The following is a 17427-nucleotide window of genomic DNA, read 5'->3' on the forward strand; positions in this document are numbered from 1 at the left end:
ATAACAGGGCATATGACTCGTCACCATGGGAAATCATCTGCCCGAATTCCGCGCCGCCGCCCGCCGTATCAACCGCCGTCAGTTCGTCACCCGCGCCGGCGCCGCGGCCGTGCTCGCCTTCGCGGCGAACATGCCGGCCGCCGGCGCGGCCACCGCCCGCCGGCTCAATCCCCGGGAGATCACCAAGGATCCCTTCACGCTGGGCGTCGCCTCGGGCGATCCGCTGCCCGTCACGGCCCTGCTCTGGACCCGGCTGGCGCCCGAGCCGTACACGGCGGACAGCGGCCTGCCGGCCGAACGGATCGAGGTGGAGTGGGAGGTCGCGTACGACGAGCGCTTCGCGCTGATCGTCGCGCGCGGTACGGCGACGGCCCACCCCGAGTTCGACCACAGCGTGCGCGTGGAGGTACCGGGGCTGTCGCCCGGCCGCTTCTACCACTACCGCTTCCGGGCCGGTACGTGGATCAGCCCGGCCGGCCGCACGCGTACCGCCCCCGCCGCGGGGGCCACGACCACCCGGCTCAGGCTGGCGACGCTGTCCTGCCAGGCCTACTACCACGGTTACTTCACCGCCTACAGGCATCTCACCGCCGAGGACCTCGATGTCGTCGTGCACCTCGGCGACTACCTCTACGAGTACGCGGTGACGGCTGCGGGCGGCGAGCGGAAGTACACCGACCGCCAACTTCCCGCGCACTACGACTCCGAGACGGTGACCCTGGACGACTACCGGCTGCGGTACGGCCTCTACAAGTCCGACCCGGACCTGATGGCCGCCCACGCCGCGCACCCGTTCATTGTCACGTGGGACGACCACGAGACGGAGAACAACTACGCGGACGAGACGCCCGAGAACGACGTGCCGCCGGAGGAGTTCCTGCTCCGCAGGGCCGCCGCCTACCGCGCGTACTGGGAGAACCAGCCGCTCCGTACCCCGCAGCAGCCCGAGGGACCGGACATGCGGCTCTACCGCCGGCTGCACTTCGGACAGCTCGCCCAGTTCGACATCCTCGACACCCGCCAGTACCGCTCCAACCAGGTGCAGGGCGCCAACTGGCAGGTCCCGGGCCCTGAGTCGAAGGACCCCAGGCGCACGATGACCGGCGAGACGCAGGAACGGTGGCTGCTCGACGGCTGGAAGAGCTCGAACGCGACCTGGAACCTGCTGGCCCAGCAGGTCACCTTCGCACAGCGGCGCGACGTGCCGAGGTCCGACTTCAAGCTGTCGATGGACGCGTGGGACGGGTACACGGCCTCCCGCAAGCGCGTCCTGGACGGTGCGAAGGCGGCCGGCCTCGACAACCTGATGGTCCTGACCGGCGATGTGCACGTCGGCTACGGCTTCGATCTCAAGGAGGACTTCGACGACCCGAAGTCCCGCGTCGTGGGAACGGAGATCGCCACAACATCGGTCAGCAGCGGTATGGACGGCGTAGACAAACCGTCCAACTGGTCCAGCCTCACCTCCGCCAACCCGCATATGAAGTACTACAACGGCCGTCGGGGGTACACCACGTTCGCGCTCACCCAGGAACGGGCGACGGTCACGTTCAACACGCTGGCTTCCGTGACCGAGCCGGGATCGGCGCTGACCAGGGCGGCGTCGTTCGTCACGGAGGCCGGTGACCCGGGATTGACGCCCGCGTGAAAAGACACCCCCTAAGCGGAGCCTCGCCCTCTGGTGGCAGGGACTCCGGAGCGACATGCTGTCGAGCATGCCCGCACCGCGCCGTAGGCCAGGGCGCACGCACGGACACACACGGACGTACGCGAACGCACGCGAACGTCCGCGAGCCCCACCCGGCCGCCCGCGCGGCCAAGATCCCGGAACGAGCTGAGGACGTTGAGACTACGGAGCACGGCGGTCACCCCGGCCGCCCGAAGACCGCGAAAGATCAACAGACCTGCCGTAGCGGTGAGTTGCTGTGGCAGACTGTCGGTCATGGCTGCGGCAGTGCTCGGGGGTGCGCGATGAGCGAGCCACGGTCGGCTCCGACGATCGGTCAGATCGTGCTGAGCAGACAGCTGTTGGCCCTGCGCGAGAAGGCGGGGCTCAGCCGGGAGCAGTCCGGTCAGCTGCTGCGGGTGACGGCGGCGACCGTCCGCCGGATGGAGATGGCGGAGGTCGGGCTCAAGGTTCCGTATCTGCAGATCCTGTTGCCCGCGTACAACGTCCCGGACGACGAGATAGACGTCTTTCTCCGGCTGGCCGACGAGGCCAACAAGCCCGGCTGGTGGCAGCGGTTCCACGATGTGCTCCCCGACTGGTTCAGCGGTTACGTCAGTCTCGAAGAGGCCGCGAAGACCATGCGCTGCTACGAGCCGCACTTCGTACCCGGACTGCTCCAGACCGAGGAGTACGCGCGGCGCATCCTGACGGCCGGCGCCCTGGGGCAGCAGCTCTCCGACCCGGCCCGGGTGGAGCGGCAGGTCGCGCTCCGGCTGGAGCGCCAGTCGCTGCTGACCCGCGCGGACGCGCCTGTCTTCTGGGCCGTGATGGACGAGACGGTACTGCGCCGGCATGTCGGTTCCGCGGATGTGATGCGCGGGCAGATCGACCGGCTGCTCGAAGCGACCGAGCTGCCGAACGTGACGCTGCAGATCGCCGAGTTCAGCGCGGGGCATCACCCGGGCACGTACAGCCCCTTCGTGCTGTTCCGCTTCGGTGTCCCCGAAGTGCGGGACATGGTCTACATCGAGTATCTGACCGGCGCGCTCTATCTGGACGAGGACGGTGAGGTCTCCGAGCACATGGAGGCTATGGACCGGATGGTGGCCCACGCGGAGTCCGCGAGCCGTACGAGGCAGCTGCTGTCCGAATTCCGCGCCGCGCTGTGACCCTGTGTGACCCCCGCGCCATGGCCTCCGGCGCCGGGCGACGGAGCAGAGGCGGGGATCGGCCGACGGGGTGACGATGGGTGGTGGTGCCTATCGCGGGAGGAGGCCCCCATGGCTTACCCGGAACGCTATGAGCTGGTGTTCGACGAGACCGCCCCCACCGACCCGGCCGATCTCACGGCCCCAGGGCCGGACACCCCGGAACGGGACGTGGTGACGGTCAGGCGTACGTCCAGGGCGGGGGCGGGGGGTTTTCCCGTCTACGAGGACGAGACGGGCATCGTGCGCGCGGAGATCAGCGACCGGGGCGAGGTGCGGATGCTGGCCAGCGGCGGCCAGCAGGCGCCCAGCACGCCGGTGACGGCGCGGTCACTCGGCTAGGGCGTGTTTGAGAAGTCCCGTCTGGCCCACGACGCTTGGCACGCGCGCTCGCTGCGTTGTCGGAGTCATCCAAGTACGTCCGGTCCATCTACGGGGCTGATCCTCCGCCTTGCGATCGCACGCACCAGACGCCGTGGGCCCCGCCCAGTGGGCGGACGACGCTACTTCTAAAACACGCCCTAGCGAAAAGCCCCCGGCCCCTCGCGGATCACCGAGGGGCCGGGGGCTTTCGCGCACCTGTTCAGCGGGGCGTACGCAGGGCGGAGAGGCCGTCGCCCCAGGCGGAGAGCAGCTTCTCGGCGAGGCGGGCGTCGAGTACGCCCGTGGCGTCGGCGCCGAAGGCCACATCCGTCTCCAGCCAGGGCTCCTCGTCCAGGAGCCCGCCGACGACCTCACGGCGGACCAGCTGCTCGTGCGTTCCGTCGCCCGCCACATGCTCGTCGTAGAAACGCGCGGCGGCCTCCCCCGCCCCCACCCGCCGCATCGCCTCCGCCAGCCGGCGCGACGCGGGCGACGCGGCCACTTCGACGGCGGCGAAGTGCCCCACGAGCGCGCCGCGGAGCGCGCGGTGGAGGCCGAACATCGACATGAGGTTGACGCTCGCCAGCATCTCCCCCGTCGCCACGTCGACGTACCGGCCGTAGGTCGTGTCCAGACCGAGGTCCGCCATGAGTCCGGCGAAGAGGCGGGAATGTATTCGATCCGCCCGGCCCCCGCCGAACTCGGCGCACTCGATCGTGGCCATCGCCGCTTTGGCCCGGCCCCGGAGCCGGGGGATCACCCAGGCGTGGGGGTCGGCCTCCTTGAGGTGGTAGACGGAGCACTGGGCGGCGTACTCGCGCAGATGCCACAGCTCGCCCTCGTCCTTGAGGTAGTGGGACGCGCTTGTCCCGTCCGGCGGTTCGACCAGGAGGTCGGCGAGGGCCTCGTCGACATCGGTGCGGCGTTTGGTGTCGGTGCGCAGCGCGTCGAGGAATCGGCGTTCGAGATCGGCGCGGAAGGCGAGGAGAGCCGGATCCCACTCCCAGGCGGGGTCGACGCCACAGAATCCGCGGTAGTGCAGTTCGTAACAGAGATAGAGCGCGAGGTGCAGGTCCTCGCCGTACGGGGCGGCATCGTCGGCTGTTCCGGTCGGTGGCAGGGGGGTCCCGGATCCGGGGCGGCCACGCAGGGCACGTACGACTCCGTAACTGAGGTCACCACGGCCCGTCGGCAGAGCGGGCCCGGTCGGCCGGACGTCGGCGTTCTCCACTGACTTCACTCCTTGACCTGATCGGACTGATCAGCGTGCTCGGTCCCATCATTCTCGCCTTTTTGCCCGGTCTGTTCCCTTTCGTGGACACCCCACCGGTGACTGCCCCCGGACCGTGGGTAACGCCCGGCCGCGCCTCGCACCCGGCCGTCGGCGTCGCCCGTTCCGGTCCGCCGGACGGCCCACGCCGCGCGGGCCCGGCGCGGTACGGGGGTGCGGCCGTTCGGGTGATCCGGACCGGCTGGGCCGGCCCCGTCGGCCTGGACCACCCGGGGCGCTCGCCGCCCGTCGCCGGGGTCAGCGCGCCGGCAGGGCGTCCAGCCACTCGGTCAGGAGGCGGTTGACCTCGTCGGCGCGCTCCTGCTGCACCCAGTGCCCGCAGCCTTCGAGAATGTGCGACGAGACCAGGCCGGGCAGGGTGGTGGGGTAGGCCTTGACGGCGTCCGACATCCACGCGAGCGACGCGTCGCGCTCGCCGCCGATGAAGAGCGAGGGCTGGGTGAGGGGGGCGCCGTGCCAGGCGGCCAGGTCCGCCCAGTCCCGGTCGATGTTGCGGTAGCGGTTGAGCGCTCCGGTCGGTCCGGTCCGCTCGAACTCGCCCGCGTAGTGGTCGAGGTCGGCCTCCGAGAGCCACGCGGGCAGGGGCCCTGCGGGGAACCGGTCGCGGAGTCTGCCGCCCCGCGCCACGAAGTAGAGGCTCCCCTCGGGCTCCGGATCCATGGTGTCGCCCGAGATCCCGGCGTAGAAGCCGGCCAGCCAGCCGCGGATGTCGGGCTCGATCTCCGCCTCCGCGCGGCCGGGCGTCTGGAAGTAGCTGACGTAGAACTCCTCGTCGCCGCCGATCCCCGCGAACACCTCGGACGGGCGGGGGCCGCCGCGAGGCGCGAACGGGACGCTTAGCAGCGCGGCGGCGGTGAAGACGTCGGGGCGCAGGAGGGCCGAGTCGGCGGCGATGTTCGACCCCCAGTCGTGGCCGACGATCGTCGCCGTCTCCTCCCCGAGTGCGTGTACGACCGCGACGTTGTCGGCGACGAGGGCGAGCATCCGGTAGTCCTCGACGGCCGACGGCTTCGACGAGCGTCCGTAGCCGCGTACGTCGATGGCCACCGCGCGATACCCGGCGGCGGCGATGGCGGGAAGCTGGTGGCGCCAGGAGTACCAGGACTCGGGGAAGCCGTGGACCAGCAGGACGAGCGGGCCGGTCCCCTGTTCCACCAGGTGGATACGGCCCCCGGGGACGTCCACCAGACGGTGTTCGGCGCCCGGCGGGGTGGGTGCGGTGGCTGCGGCGGGCGGGGTGACGGGGTCCGGCATGGCTCCTCCTCGGGGTGATCGTTTCCGCCACCATCATTCGGCGACCGCCGCGGGCCCGCCAAGAGAACTTGCCGGACCGGCAAATCGCTCGGTCACCGTGGTGCCCCGTGAGGATCCGGGACCCTTCGACCCCTGCCCGGAAAGTGCCACCACATGGTGCAACCACCGCCCGGTTGCTATGGTCGGTCGCATGACCGCCATGACGCTCCGTATCCCGGACGAGATCAACGCATCGATCAAGGCGGGGGCGGCCGCTGCCGGTCTGTCCCTCAACGCCTACATCGTGCGCGCCGCCCAGCGGCAGGCCGTGCTCGACTCCGCCCGCAGGCTCGCCTCGCTCGGCCTGGGCGAGGACCTGGGCGGCGAGGGCGACGCCCTGTGAAACGTGGTGAGATCTGGACGCTCGGCGACGGACGCAATGTCCTGATCGTCTCCCTGGACGGTCTGGAGGAGGCGTACGGAGCGGTGCTCACGGTCGTCCTGCACGATGCCGGGCGCTACCCCGACACCGCGATGTCCGTGGTGATCGACGACCCGCTGCCGTCCACGGCCGTGGCGGTCAACCTCCAGCAGTTGAGGGTCACGCGCTTCGACGGCGCGAAGCTGCTCGGCCCTGTCGACACGGCGGTGATGGAGCGCATCAGCCAGGCTCTGCGCGCGGTGCTGGATCTCTGAGAGCCGGTGCTGCCAAGAGCCGGTGGGCCCTCCATCAGGGCTCACCGGCTCTCGCTTACGAGGCCTGCTACGCCTGCGCCGCCAGCCGGAAGGTCTGGTTGGCCGCCTCCGTGCAGGGCTGCTGCGTCAGGGTGGCGCCGTTGACCGTACCGCCGCTGACGGTCAGGCACTTGTTGCTGTGTCTCGCGGCGAACCGGTAGCGGTCGGTGGTCCCGATCCGCTGCGGCTGCCACTGCTGGTTGGTACCGCCGGTGTAGCTCCACAGATGTGCGCGGGCCCCGTCGCCGGTGGCACCGACGCCCCCGTCGGTGTCCCACACCTTGCCGGCGTGCCGGTTGACCACCTGGTAGTAGCCGTCGCTGGTGGGCCGGAACTGCCAGGTCTGGTTGTTCGCCACGGGCGCCGAGCAGGACCACTGCTGGAGGCCTGTGCCGTCCGCCGTGCCCCAACCGGTCGCGTCGAGGCAGGCGTTGGTGCCGCTGTTGACCACCTGGTACCACTTCGCCGGGTCGATGGAGCCGTCGCCCGGGTTGCCGGTGTCGGTGCCGGTCCACACGAGGGTGGCGACGGCGCCCGCGGGCAGCGTGTACGTGGCGGAGCGTCCGGCGTCTGTGACGGAGAACGTGCGGGCCGCGCCCGCGCCGTTCACGACGTACGCCGCCTTGCCCCCGTCCGGGTTCTGCCAGACGACGTTCTGTACGCCGCCAGCGCCCTGACTGGTGGAGCCGATGCGCGTGGCGCCGGGCCTGACGAACTTGGTGAGATGGCCGAGGACGTAGTACTCGGCGTTGCGCGTGACCGTGCTGCCGTTGATCTCGACCACGCCGTTGCAGCGGGTGGTGCAGTGGCCCTGGTGGGGGCCGCCGCTCTGGTTCAGGGCGAGGTTCCACATGACGGTGGTCTCGCCGCCGTTGCGCATGTTGGCCACGACGAGGTTCTCGGCGTGCCACTTCAGCGTGTCGGCGAAGGTGGTGGACGGGTTGTCGCTGTCGGTTCCCGAGCACTCGGTGAAGAAGACCCGCTTGCCGGCCTGCCTGATCTGCGACTGACTGGTGGGCTGGCCGCCGTAGCAGTGGAACGCCGCGCCGATCACGCGGTTCATGCCCGGGGTCTCGGAGAAGACCTGGAGCGGGTAGTTCGGGTGGTCCCAGTTGTGGTCGTACGCGAGGAGGTTGGTCGGCAGGTTCGCCGCCGTGAGCGTACGGTCGAGCACCTTGAAGAACGCCGCCTGCTCGGACGCGGTCATGCTCATCGAGGGGTAACTGGTCGCGAACTCGGGCTCGTTCTGGACCGTGAGGTCGCTGAGTCGGAGGCCCTGCTGCTGGTATCCCTGGATCGCCTTGACCAGGTAGTCGGCGTACTGCTGGTAGCGGTCGGTGCGCAGACTGCCGCCGTTGAGGCTGTTGTTGGTCTTCATCCACGCGGGCGGTGACCAGGGGCTGCCCATGAAGCGGATGCCGGGGTTGATCGAGACGGCCTGCTTGAGGACGGGGATGATCGCCTCGTGGTCACGGCCGAGGTTGAAGTCCCCCTGGTTGTCCTCGTAGGTGTAGGCCGCGCCCTGGTTGAAGTCGGTGGCGCCCAGTGGCTGGCGCAGATAGTTGATGCCGATGCCGTCGCCCTGGGCGGAGAAGAGCGAGTTCATCAGGGCGTTCTTCTGCGTCGCCGGCAACTGGTTGATCAGATGTCCGGCCGCACCGGTGACGGACGCGCCCGCACCGGTGAACTGCTGTTCGCGCTGGCCCTGGTTGACGTTGATGTCGATGGCCTGCGGCGTGGAGTTGAAGGTGATCTGGCCGTCCGATGCCAGCTTGCGGCTTCCGTCGGCGGTGGTGATCCACACCTGGGCGGTGGGGTCGGCGGCCTGCGCCGTACCGGACGCGGTCAGTCCGAGGCTTCCGCCCAGCGTGAGCACGCTGAGGGCGGCGACGGCTCTGCGAACGACGTTTCTGTGCAGGGTTCTTCGCATGCGTGGGGGCTCCTGCCGGTTCGTGTGTCGAACGAATCGCCTGCGGCCCGGGGCGTCCCGTGCCGCGGCCGGGTGGCGCATCGGCGACATGAAAGCACGCTTACTAAGTACTTAGTAAGTCATCGGTCCGAACTTGTTTCACGCGGGCCACCGGACGGGGCCCAGGGCCGTGAGCGTGATCCGGAGAGCCGTAGACTGCGCCCGGTGAGCAACAGACGAGCGGGGGAACGGGGCGGCGCGGCGGCCGGGCCTGCCCAGCCGCGGACACCCCGCAGTCCGGGGGCGCGGCAGCGGCGCGAGGAGATCCTGCGTATCGCCATGGAGACGTTCGCCGCGCGCGGCTACAACAACGCGTCGCTGGCGGAGATCGCGGATCGCGCGGGCCTCACACAGGCGGGCGTACTGCACTACTTCCGGTCCAAGGAGCTGCTGCTCACGAGCGTCCTCGAACTGCGGGACCAGACCGACATAGAACAGCTCGGCCCCGACCGCCCCCGCGGTCTCGCCTTCCTGCGCCATCTGATCGACACCTCGCGCCGCAACGCCGAACGGGAGGGGATCGTACGGCTGTACGCGGTGCTCTCGGCGGAGAGCGTCACCGAGAACCACCCCGCGCAGGAGTACTTCCGGGACCGGTACACCGGGCTGCGGGCCTTCGTGGCGGACGCGCTGCGCGAGGCGGCCGAGGTGGGCGAGGCCCGTGAGGACCTGGACGTCGAGAATGTGGCGAACGCGATCATCGCCGTGATGGACGGGCTACAGGTGCAGTGGCTGCTGTCGCCGGGGTCGGTGGACATGGCGGCGTCGACCGAGCGCGTGGTGTCGTCGCTGCTGGCGTCCATCGCGCCCGCGAAGAACTGACGCTCAGTCAGGCAGGTCTGGGTTCACTTCTCGGCGGGCCGGGCGCGTACGTGCATCTTCTCCCCCTGCCGGCCGAAGATCGTGAGGAACTCCACCCCTTCCGGGCTCGCGTTGGCCCATCCGTGCGGGGTGCGGGTGTCGAACTCGGCGGCCTCCCCGACGCCCAGCACCAGATCGTGCTCGCCCAGCCGCAGCCGGAGCCGGCCGGCCAGGACGTAGAGCCATTCGTAGCCCTCGTGCGTCCGCTGTTCCAGTTCGCCGGTGTGCGGCGGGCCGGCCGGCATGATCTGCTTGTACGCCTGGAGCCCGCCGAGATGGCGGGTCAGGGGTACGAAGGTCATGCCGTAGCGCGTGAAGGACCGCAAGTGGACCCGGGGATCGCCGGTCGGGGGCGCGTCCACCAGCTCGTCGAGCTGCACGCCGTACGCCTTCGCGAGCGGCAGGAGCAGTTCCAGGGTCGGCTTACGGCCGCCGGACTCCAGCCGGGACAGCGTGCTGACCGAGATCCCGGTCGACTCGCTCAGCGAGGTCAGGGTCGTACCGCGGTCGCGGCGCAGGGCGCGAAGGCGCGGTCCCACACCCTTCAGGACGGTCGAGAGGTCGTCGTCAGCCATGGTCCCATTTGCCACCTCGGCAAGGAAGTTTGTCAAACGGTGGGCGTGGACGGACCATCTCCGGCAGATGGAGGTGCTTCGCATGAAGGCACAGAAAGTAGATTTCGATGTGGTGGTGATCGGTGGCGGGCCCGCCGGGCTGAGCGCGGGGCTGACCCTCGCGCGGGCACGCCGTTCGGTGCTGGTGATCGACTCCGGCGAGCCGCGCAACGCCCCTGCGTCCCATGTCCACGGCTATCTGGGACGTGAAGGCATCGCCCCGGCCGAGCTGGTGGCCGTGGGACGCGAGGAAGTGGCGGGCTACGGCGGCGAGTTCATATCCGGCAGAGTGACGGCGGTCAAGGGCTCGGTGGCCGGAGGGTTCCGTCTCGTCCTCGAAGAGGGCGCGGCGGTGGCCGAGTTGAGGGCCAGCAGGCTGCTGGTGACGACGGGGCTGGTCGACGAACTGCCGCCCGTCCCGGGCATCGCCGAGCGCTGGGGGCGCGAGGTGCTGCACTGCCCGTACTGCCACGGGTGGGAAGTGCGCGACGCGTCCATCGGCGTCCTTGCGACCGGGCCGCTCGCCGTGCACCAGGCCCAGATGTGGCGCCAGTGGACCGATGACGTGACGCTGTTCCGGCACACGGCGCCCGAATTCGACGACGAGCAGTACGAGCAGCTGGCCGCGCGCGGCATCGCCGTCGTGGACGGCGAGGTCACCGCCCTGGAGGTGACGGACGACAGACTCAGCGGGGTCACGCTGGCGGGTGGGCGGGTGATTCCGGTCCGCGCGGTGGTGGTTCCGCCGCTGTTCACGGCGCGTGGGGGCGTCCTCGCGGGGCTGGGGATCACGGCGGTCGACCGGGAGATGGCCGGCCAGGTGGTCGGCAGCGCCATCCCCACCGACCCGGCGGGCGCGACATCCGTGCCCGGCGTGTGGGCGGCGGGCAATGTCGCCGATCCTACGGAGAACGTGATCGGCTCGGCGGCGGCCGGGCTTCGGGCGGCGGCGGCGATCAACGCGGACCTGATCGCCGAGGAGACGCGGCGCGCGGTGGCGGCGAGGCAGGGCGTTGACAACACGCGGGACCGACTTGGTGAAGGAGACACATCGATGGCCCACGGTCAGACCCCGGCGGAGAACGACGCCGAAGGCGGTACGAGTGAGGAGTTCTGGGACTCGCGTTACGGAGAGAGCGAACGCATCTGGAGCGGGAACCCGAACACCGTCCTTGTCCGGGAGGTCGCCGAGCTGAAGCCTGGCCGGGCTCTGGATCTGGGCTGCGGCGAAGGGGCCGACGCGATCTGGCTCGCGGGCCGGGGATGGCAGGTGACCGCCTGCGACATCTCAGGGGTCGCCCTCGCCAAGGCGCGGCGGCACGCCGCGACGGCGGACGAGGGTGTCGCCGAGCGCATCGACTGGCAGCGGCACGATTTCGGGACGTCCTTCCCCACCGGGACGTACGACCTGGTCTCGGCGCAGTTCCTGCACTCGCCGGACGACATGCCGCGCGAGAAGATCCTGCGGGCCGCCGCGTCCGCCGTCGCGCCGGGCGGGGTGCTTCTGATCGTCGGACACGCCGGTTTCCCACCGTGGGAGACCAACCCCCACCCGGAGGTGCATCTCCCGACGCCGGACGAGGTCGTGGAGTCCCTCGAACTGCCCGACGGGGAGTGGGAATTGCTGCTCAGCGAGGAGCACGAGCGGATCCAGACCGCTCCCGACGGGCAGCCGGCCACGCGCACGGACAACGCCGTGAAGGTCCGCCGCCGCGTGTGAGGGCGCCGGGCTGACCGCTCAGGTCCTGTCAAGGGCGATGCTGTCGGGCCGGCCCGCCCAGCGCCGTCCGCAGGTCGGCGGCGCCGCGGTGAAGCACTCCGGTCATGCCGAGCGCGACGGCGGCGTCCACGTTCTCCTGCCTGTCGTCCACGAAGAGGCAGCGGTCCGGGGACACGCCGGCGCGCTCGGCGGCGATCTCGTAGATACGACGGTCCGGCTTGACCACGCCCACGCGCGCGCTGTCGACGACACTATGGGCGAGCCCGGTCAGCCCGAGCCGGGCGAGGTCCTCGTCCAGCCAGGACGTCGCGTTCGTGACGAGCACGAGCGGGCAATGCTCCCGGACGCGCCGGAGCAGGTCCACGACCGCCTCGTCGGCACGGAAGCCGGCCCAGCTGAACGCGAGCGCCAGGGCCTCGGCCTCGTACGGCGGCACGCGCGGCAGGAGCCCCCTGACGATCGAGTCGGCCCACTCCTCGCGGGTGATCCGCCCGAGGAGCAGCGGCAGGTCGTTCTCCGGGGCGAATCCGACGGACGCCGTGGTGCCCTCCGGCAGGCCCGCCGCCCGTTCAAGGCGCGTCACCTCGGCGTAGTCGTAGTGGCGGATGACGCCGTCGAGGTCGCACAGCACGGCGCCGAAGGGCCGGAACCGGGTCCCGGGCGCGTCCGCCCTCATGCGGCAGGCCTCGTCGAGCGTGCCGCCTCCACATGCGCGCGGACAAGAGGGCGGTGGTCGTCCGCCCGCCAGGCCAGGGCGAGTTGGGCGGGCGGAAGGCCGGCGCTCTCCGGCAGGGCGAGGAACGGCGCGTCCATCAGGTCGCCGAAGTAGGCAACCTCCCGCTTCGCCGGGCGGTGCGTCTCCCTCGGTCCCACGAGTTGGGCCTCCCCGGCCATCACGATCCACTGGTAGCGCCCTGGAGCCGGGCGCGTTCCCTACGGGGCCGATCGACGCGTACCCGGCCAATGTCGGCCCCATGCGGCACATGGTCAGGACGCCCGGGTCGCCCGGCTGCTCACCGTCCGCCGGACCACACCGCTGCGCCAGTCCCTCGGCCCTGACACGGTTTCCGCAACTGGGGCTACGGGTGGCGGTGTTGGTGCCGATCCGCCGTGGCCGGAGGCGGGGGCGTACGGCGGGCGGGCCCGTCCCCGAATTATCACCGCGCTGTTATATTAGCGCTATGACATCCTCCGACCCCACGGCGGTGCCCGATCCCTGGCAGCCGCTGCACAAGCTGCTCGCCGCCATGGACGCCGAGATCGAGCAGGTCTACGTCGCGCGCGGTATCGAGGGCGTACGGCCCCGGTTCGCCTATCCGCTCATCCGCCTCGCCCATACCGGGCCGCTCACCATCCGCGAGCTCGCGGCGTCCCTGGACCGTTCGCACTCGGCCATCAGCCAGACCCTCAACGCCATGCGCAAGGAAGGTCTGGTGACCTCCGAGCCGGGGCCCGACGCCCGTACCCGGCGGATCGATCTGACCGAGCGGGGCCGGTCGCTCGTGCCGTTCCTGGAGGCGGAGTGGCGGGCCACGCATGCGACGGTGGCCGAGCTGGACGCCGAGATCCCCTACGCGCTGACCGCCGCCGTCGAGGAGCTTCGGCGGGCGCTGGAGCGCCGGTCGATGCGGCAGCGGGTGCTCGACCACCTCGTCGAGCCGCGGCGGTGAAGGGGCGCGGCCGCTTCCTCGACACCCGCCCGCTGCGTGGCGGCGGGCCGTTCCGCGACCTGTGGATCGGCACCGCGGCCTCCCAACTCGGCAGCCAGATGTCCACGGTGGCGGTACTGGCCCAGGTCTGGGATCTGACCGGCAGCCCGCTGGGCACCGGCGCCATCGGGCTCGTCAGCGGTCTGGCGACGCTGCTGTTCGGGCTGCTCGGCGGCACGCTGGCTGACGCGGTCGACCGCCGTACGGTCGTACGGGCCACGACCGGCGGCCAACTGCTCGCTGCCGCCGGGCTGTGCGCCCAGGCCCTGGCGGACAACCGGAACGTCCTGCTGCTGCTCACCCTGGTCGCCGCGGGAGCCGCCTGCGCCGGGCTCGGGGCGCCCGCGCGCCGTACTCTCCCGGTCCGGCTGCTGCCGCCCGACCAGGTCGCGGCCGGGCTCGCGCTGACCAACGTCTCCTTCCAGGCGGGGATGCTCGCGGGGCCCGCGCTGGCCGGTCTGATCATCGCCCGGTGGGACTTCGCCGGCGCCTACGCCGCCCAGGCCGTGGCCGTCGCGATCTCGGCGCTCGCGGTGATACGTCTGCCGCCCATGCGCCCCGAGGGCGCCGGCACGGCGGGTGGCCGGCGCCGGCCGGAACGCGGCGGCTGGGGGGTCGTTCTGCGGCGTCCGACGCTCTGGGGCTCGCTGGCCACCGATCTGGCCGCGACGGTGTTCGCCATGCCGGTCGCGCTCTTCCCTCTGGTCAACGAGGCGCGTTTCGGCGGTGATCCGCGGACCCTCGGCCTGTTCCTCTCGGCCGTCGCGGTCGGCGGGATCATGGCCGGTCTGCTCTCCGGCACGCTGACACGACGGCGCGGCGGCGGCCTGGTCCAACTCATCGCGGCCGGGGTCTGGGGCCTGGCACTGGCCGGCTTCGGCCTGGCCGGGCCGCTCTGGTCGGCACTCTGCTGCCTGGCCCTGGCCGGGGCCGCCGACACCGTGTCGGTGATCACCCGCAGCACCCTGGTCCAGTTGGAGACCCCGGACGCGTACCGCGGGCGGGTCTCCTCCGTGGAACACGTCATCGGCGTCGCCGGCCCCGAACTCGGCAACTTCCGCGGCGGTCTTGTGGCGTCGGCCACCTCCGCCTCCTTCTCCCTGGTGACCGGCGGCCTGTTCGCCACCCTGCTGGTCGCCCTTGTGGCAGCGGTCAACGCGCCCCTGCGCGCCTACCGCCCACCATCTCCCGCACCACCGGCACCAGTTGAAGCACCCGCGGCGTCCGCCACCGAAGCGACCGGCTCCGCACTCTGACCGAGCACGCGGATCAGGGAAAGGCCGGAGCTCAGAGGCTCATCTCGATGTAGTCCAGATCGGTGAACTCGACCTGAAGGCCGGTCGCGCGGCGGCCGTTGTCCTTGAAGTACTGCTCCTGGAGCCCCTCGGCCACGATGGCGCGCAGGTCCCCCTCGTTCGCCCCCGATTCCCGCGCGGCCAGCAGCCGGGCGGCGATCTGGGGCGGCAGCAGTTCGGTGACGCGCCGCATCCTGGGGTCGTCGGTGGACCCGACCGCCGCCGTGAAGCCGAAGCGGGCGCGGGTCTCGACCACGATCCCCGTTTGTGTGGCGGCCTTCGTCATCGCCTCCTTACGGACGCGGGGCTGCCAGTCCTTCCGTACCTCTGCCGCCAGCCGTTCGGCGAGCGCGGGCCGGGGGCGCTTGAGGTCCCCCCTGACGTAACGCTCGACCGTGCGCTGGGTGCAGCCGAGCCTGCGGGCGACCGCGCGGGTCGAGCCCTTCTCCTTCTTCACGAGGAACCTCATCCGCGCCCCCGCCGTCTTCGGGATCGGGCGGGTCGCGGTGTTCTCCGCTGCCTTGGTGATGCTGTCGCCGATGATGCCCACGGCTCACTCCCCCTCGGCGACGGCGTCGACGCCGTCCTTGATGTGCCGGGCCGGGTTGAGGCCCTCGTCCAGCAACTGGGCCGCCCAGAGAAGCGGTTTGGTGCCTTCGTGCTTGACCATGCCGGGGCTGACGCCGAGCCGGAACGCGCCCGGGGCCGGCCGCCCTTCGGAGGTGCGCGGCAGCAGGTCGAGCGGGCCGGGGCTGTCGGACAGGAAGACGACGCCGTCCGAGAGCAGCGCGATCGGCAGGAGCGCGTCGTCCGCGAAGTACAGACGGCCGGCGGGCGGCGGTCCGGACTGGCCGGCCGCAGCGGTCCTGAGGAGTTTGCGGTGCATGTTGACGCGCGCGGTGGCGATGACGGCGGCGCGGATGTCGGGCCGCCAGGTGGGGCGTTCGAGTGCGGGCCAGCGCTCTCCGGGCCGGTAGGCGGCGCCCTGCGGTCGCTCGCGGAGTTTGCCGATACCGCCCTTGACGGTCGACTTGATCGCGGAGAGGACGGCGGCCAGGGCGGGATCGGCTCCCTTGTGGTTCTCCATCGCGGCGAGGAAGGCGTGCTCGTCCAGGTCGGCGGTGACGCCCAGTTCCGCCATCGTCGTCTTGTAGGCGTCGGCGAGACGCTTGTACCAGGGGTCCAGATACGGGCCGTTCTCCGGGCGCACCCACGCTTCGACGGGGCTCAGGGTGACGGGCAGGCCGTAGGTGGTGACCAGTTCGTGCGCGTACGCGACCGTCGGCGTGGCGTACCAGGCCGGTCCGGTCGGGCGGCTGCCGCGCGCGGTGAACGGGGACGGCAGGCGGGGGTCCATCTCGATGCCCGACAGGTCGATCAGCCAGCTGCCCGGCAGCGACTTGTCGAAGTCGGGCGCGGCGAGGTGGACGGGCTCGCCGAGGCCGACGGGCAGGCGGTTCGCCGCTGCGAGGAAGGCGGTGTTCACGTCGATGCCGACCGCGTACTTCCTGGCGCACTCGGCGTCGGTGAGCAACTGCGGGTCGCGGATCCAGTCGTGGGCCTCCTCGTCGATGACCTCGTCGGGGGTGCGCCGGTGGCCGCGCGGATACAGCGCGGCGACGACGGGATGTTCGTCCGGCGCCTCGGGCGGCGCGGGGTCCACGGCCCGGGTGAGGGAGCCGGGCACCGGGCCCGCCACCCAGGTGTCGCCGGCCGCGTCCTTCACCGGCCGGGTGGGCGGGCGCAGGGCGGTCATCAGTTCCAGGCCGGAGACCGCGGTGGAGCCGCACGGGGTGATGACCCGGGCTGCGTACGTGCCGAGGACGTGGGCCAGTTCGGCGGGCGGCAGGGCCGCGGTGCCCGACCAGCTGCGGGGATCGAGCGCGTCCCACGGAAGAACGGCCAGTTGCACGCACTGGCGGCGTCCTTCGCGGGCCGGGCGGTAGATACGGGCCCACGGGCCGAAGCCCCGCTTGGTCAAGGTCCACTTCGCCCTGGTGATCTGCTTGTTGACCTTGTGGTCGTCGGGCAGGCGCAGCCCGCGCCGGTCTTCGAGTACGGCGGGCAGACCGAGGCGCAGCGCGGCGGGCTCGGTGAGGACGATCAGCGGGTCGGAGTCCCTGCCGTTGCGGTGCAGTCGGGGCGCGCCGAGCCGGGCGTCGGTGAGGGCCCATTCGACGAGCGCGGGGAGGTCCTTGGCCGGGCATTCCAGGACGAGGCCGCCGACGCAGTAGGCGTTGCCGTCGCCGTCGAGAACGGCGAGGGGGCCGTTGGCGAACTGGGGGTCGGGGGCGGCGAGTTGGGCGGCGGGGACGTCCTTCCGGGGTGCGGGCCTCGGCCGGCCCGACGGCCGGTCGGCGACCGCCGGGCGGGAGGGCGCCGGTTCCGGTGTCGGCCCAGGCCCAGGCCCAGGTACCGGAGCCTGAGCCGGCTGCGGGGCCGCCTCCGGCTCCGGTTCCGCGGAGGCCAGTTGGGCCGCGATGCCCTCCAGGAGCTTCGCGTACGCGGCGCGTGTCGCCCCCTGTGGTTCGCTGCGGCCCGTCTCCCACCCCGCGACCGTCGTCCGGGTCACGCCGAGCGCCGCGGCGACCTCGGCCCGGGTGAGGCCGTAGTCGCCGCGCAGCCTCACCCGTTCCGCCGGTTCCGGCAGATGTGTGCGGCGCGGCCCCGACTTGAGGAGGGCGTCGACGGGGTCGGGCTTCCTGGGCATGCGGCACTCGCTCCTTCGCGCGTCAGCCCTGGGGCCTGTCGACGCGGGTG

General features: G+C 71.4%; 17 protein-coding genes. 9 read left to right on the forward strand and 8 right to left on the reverse strand.

All coding sequences use genetic code 11. The features are described from left to right. Positions 1 to 25: 25 nt before the first annotated feature. The 3 genes from OIE74_RS01165 (at position 26) to OIE74_RS01175 (ending at position 3219) form a co-directional block, all read left to right on the forward strand. A complete protein-coding gene (locus tag OIE74_RS01165) occupies positions 26 to 1648 on the forward strand; it encodes an alkaline phosphatase D family protein (RefSeq protein ID WP_329377413.1) in 1623 nt (540 codons plus the stop codon). Between the two features lie 323 nt (positions 1649 to 1971). Next, positions 1972 to 2838: a helix-turn-helix domain-containing protein gene (locus OIE74_RS01170; protein WP_329377415.1), complete on the forward strand. Its 867-nt coding sequence runs from the start codon at positions 1972 to 1974 to the stop codon at positions 2836 to 2838. 111 nt (positions 2839 to 2949) lie between these two features. After that, a complete protein-coding gene (locus OIE74_RS01175) occupies positions 2950 to 3219 on the forward strand; it encodes a DUF6296 family protein (protein ID WP_329377417.1) in 270 nt (89 codons plus the stop codon). Positions 3220 to 3460: 241 nt separating this feature from the next. Here OIE74_RS01175 and OIE74_RS01180 read toward each other — a convergent pair whose 3' ends face one another. Next, positions 3461 to 4471: an iron-containing redox enzyme family protein gene (locus OIE74_RS01180; protein WP_329377419.1), complete on the reverse strand. Its 1011-nt coding sequence runs from the start codon at positions 4469 to 4471 to the stop codon at positions 3461 to 3463. 297 nt (positions 4472 to 4768) lie between these two features. After that, a complete protein-coding gene (locus OIE74_RS01185) occupies positions 4769 to 5785 on the reverse strand; it encodes an alpha/beta fold hydrolase (protein WP_329377421.1) in 1017 nt (338 codons plus the stop codon). Positions 5786 to 5975: 190 nt separating this feature from the next. Between OIE74_RS01185 and OIE74_RS01190 the strand changes: the two genes are divergently transcribed. Both OIE74_RS01190 and OIE74_RS01195 read left to right on the forward strand, forming a co-directional pair. Beyond that, positions 5976 to 6167 (forward strand): toxin-antitoxin system HicB family antitoxin, encoded by a 192-nt coding sequence (locus OIE74_RS01190; protein ID WP_229701224.1) that lies wholly within the window; start codon positions 5976 to 5978, stop codon positions 6165 to 6167. Further along, positions 6164 to 6460: a hypothetical protein gene (locus OIE74_RS01195; protein ID WP_329377423.1), complete on the forward strand. Its 297-nt coding sequence runs from the start codon at positions 6164 to 6166 to the stop codon at positions 6458 to 6460. Before OIE74_RS01190 ends, OIE74_RS01195 begins: the two co-directional genes overlap by 4 nt. Positions 6461 to 6527: 67 nt before the next feature. On the opposite strand, the gene OIE74_RS01200 is transcribed toward OIE74_RS01195, so the two are convergent. Next, a complete protein-coding gene (locus OIE74_RS01200; protein WP_329377425.1) occupies positions 6528 to 8429 on the reverse strand; it encodes an RICIN domain-containing protein in 1902 nt (633 codons plus the stop codon). Between the two features lie 204 nt (positions 8430 to 8633). Between OIE74_RS01200 and OIE74_RS01205 the strand changes: the two genes are divergently transcribed. Then, entirely contained in the window at positions 8634 to 9290 is a 657-nt protein-coding gene (locus tag OIE74_RS01205) for a TetR family transcriptional regulator C-terminal domain-containing protein (protein ID WP_443075993.1), read from the forward strand. Between the two features lie 23 nt (positions 9291 to 9313). Here the strand turns inward: OIE74_RS01205 and OIE74_RS01210 are convergent, their stop codons facing one another. Next, complete coding sequence (locus OIE74_RS01210) at positions 9314 to 9904, reverse strand: helix-turn-helix domain-containing protein (RefSeq protein ID WP_329377427.1); 591 nt, start codon at positions 9902 to 9904, stop codon at positions 9314 to 9316. Between the two features lie 82 nt (positions 9905 to 9986). Here OIE74_RS01210 and OIE74_RS01215 point away from each other — a divergent pair, with 82 nt between their 5' ends. Then, entirely contained in the window at positions 9987 to 11663 is a 1677-nt protein-coding gene (locus tag OIE74_RS01215) for a bifunctional NAD(P)/FAD-dependent oxidoreductase/class I SAM-dependent methyltransferase (RefSeq protein ID WP_329377429.1), read from the forward strand. A 28-nt stretch (positions 11664 to 11691) separates the two neighbouring features. Here OIE74_RS01215 and OIE74_RS01220 read toward each other — a convergent pair whose 3' ends face one another. Both OIE74_RS01220 and OIE74_RS01225 read right to left on the reverse strand, forming a co-directional pair. After that, on the reverse strand, positions 11692 to 12339 hold the full coding sequence (locus tag OIE74_RS01220; protein ID WP_329377431.1) for an HAD-IA family hydrolase: 648 nt from the start codon (positions 12337 to 12339) through the stop codon (positions 11692 to 11694). Continuing rightward, on the reverse strand, positions 12336 to 12536 hold the full coding sequence (locus OIE74_RS01225; RefSeq protein WP_329377433.1) for a hypothetical protein: 201 nt from the start codon (positions 12534 to 12536) through the stop codon (positions 12336 to 12338). The genes OIE74_RS01220 and OIE74_RS01225 overlap by 4 nt, the downstream gene beginning before the upstream one ends. Positions 12537 to 12844: 308 nt before the next feature. Between OIE74_RS01225 and OIE74_RS01230 the strand changes: the two genes are divergently transcribed. Both OIE74_RS01230 and OIE74_RS01235 read left to right on the forward strand, forming a co-directional pair. After that, complete coding sequence (locus tag OIE74_RS01230) at positions 12845 to 13333, forward strand: MarR family winged helix-turn-helix transcriptional regulator (protein ID WP_329377435.1); 489 nt, start codon at positions 12845 to 12847, stop codon at positions 13331 to 13333. Next, positions 13330 to 14628, forward strand: coding sequence for an MFS transporter (locus tag OIE74_RS01235; RefSeq protein ID WP_329377437.1), 1299 nt, complete (start codon positions 13330 to 13332; stop codon positions 14626 to 14628). Before OIE74_RS01230 ends, OIE74_RS01235 begins: the two co-directional genes overlap by 4 nt. 31 nt (positions 14629 to 14659) lie before the next feature. On the opposite strand, the gene tpg is transcribed toward OIE74_RS01235, so the two are convergent. Together tpg and tap are read right to left on the reverse strand one after the other, a co-directional pair. Continuing rightward, on the reverse strand, positions 14660 to 15217 hold the full coding sequence (tpg, locus tag OIE74_RS01240; RefSeq protein ID WP_329377439.1) for a telomere-protecting terminal protein Tpg: 558 nt from the start codon (positions 15215 to 15217) through the stop codon (positions 14660 to 14662). A 3-nt stretch (positions 15218 to 15220) separates the two neighbouring features. Continuing rightward, positions 15221 to 17377 carry a telomere-associated protein Tap gene (gene tap, locus OIE74_RS01245; protein WP_329377441.1) on the reverse strand — a complete coding sequence of 719 codons (2157 nt, stop codon included), beginning with the start codon at positions 17375 to 17377 and terminating at the stop codon, positions 15221 to 15223. Positions 17378 to 17427: the final 50 nt, after the last annotated feature.

This window comes from Streptomyces sp. NBC_01716 (genome assembly GCF_036248275.1).
Taxonomy (GTDB): domain Bacteria; phylum Actinomycetota; class Actinomycetes; order Streptomycetales; family Streptomycetaceae; genus Streptomyces.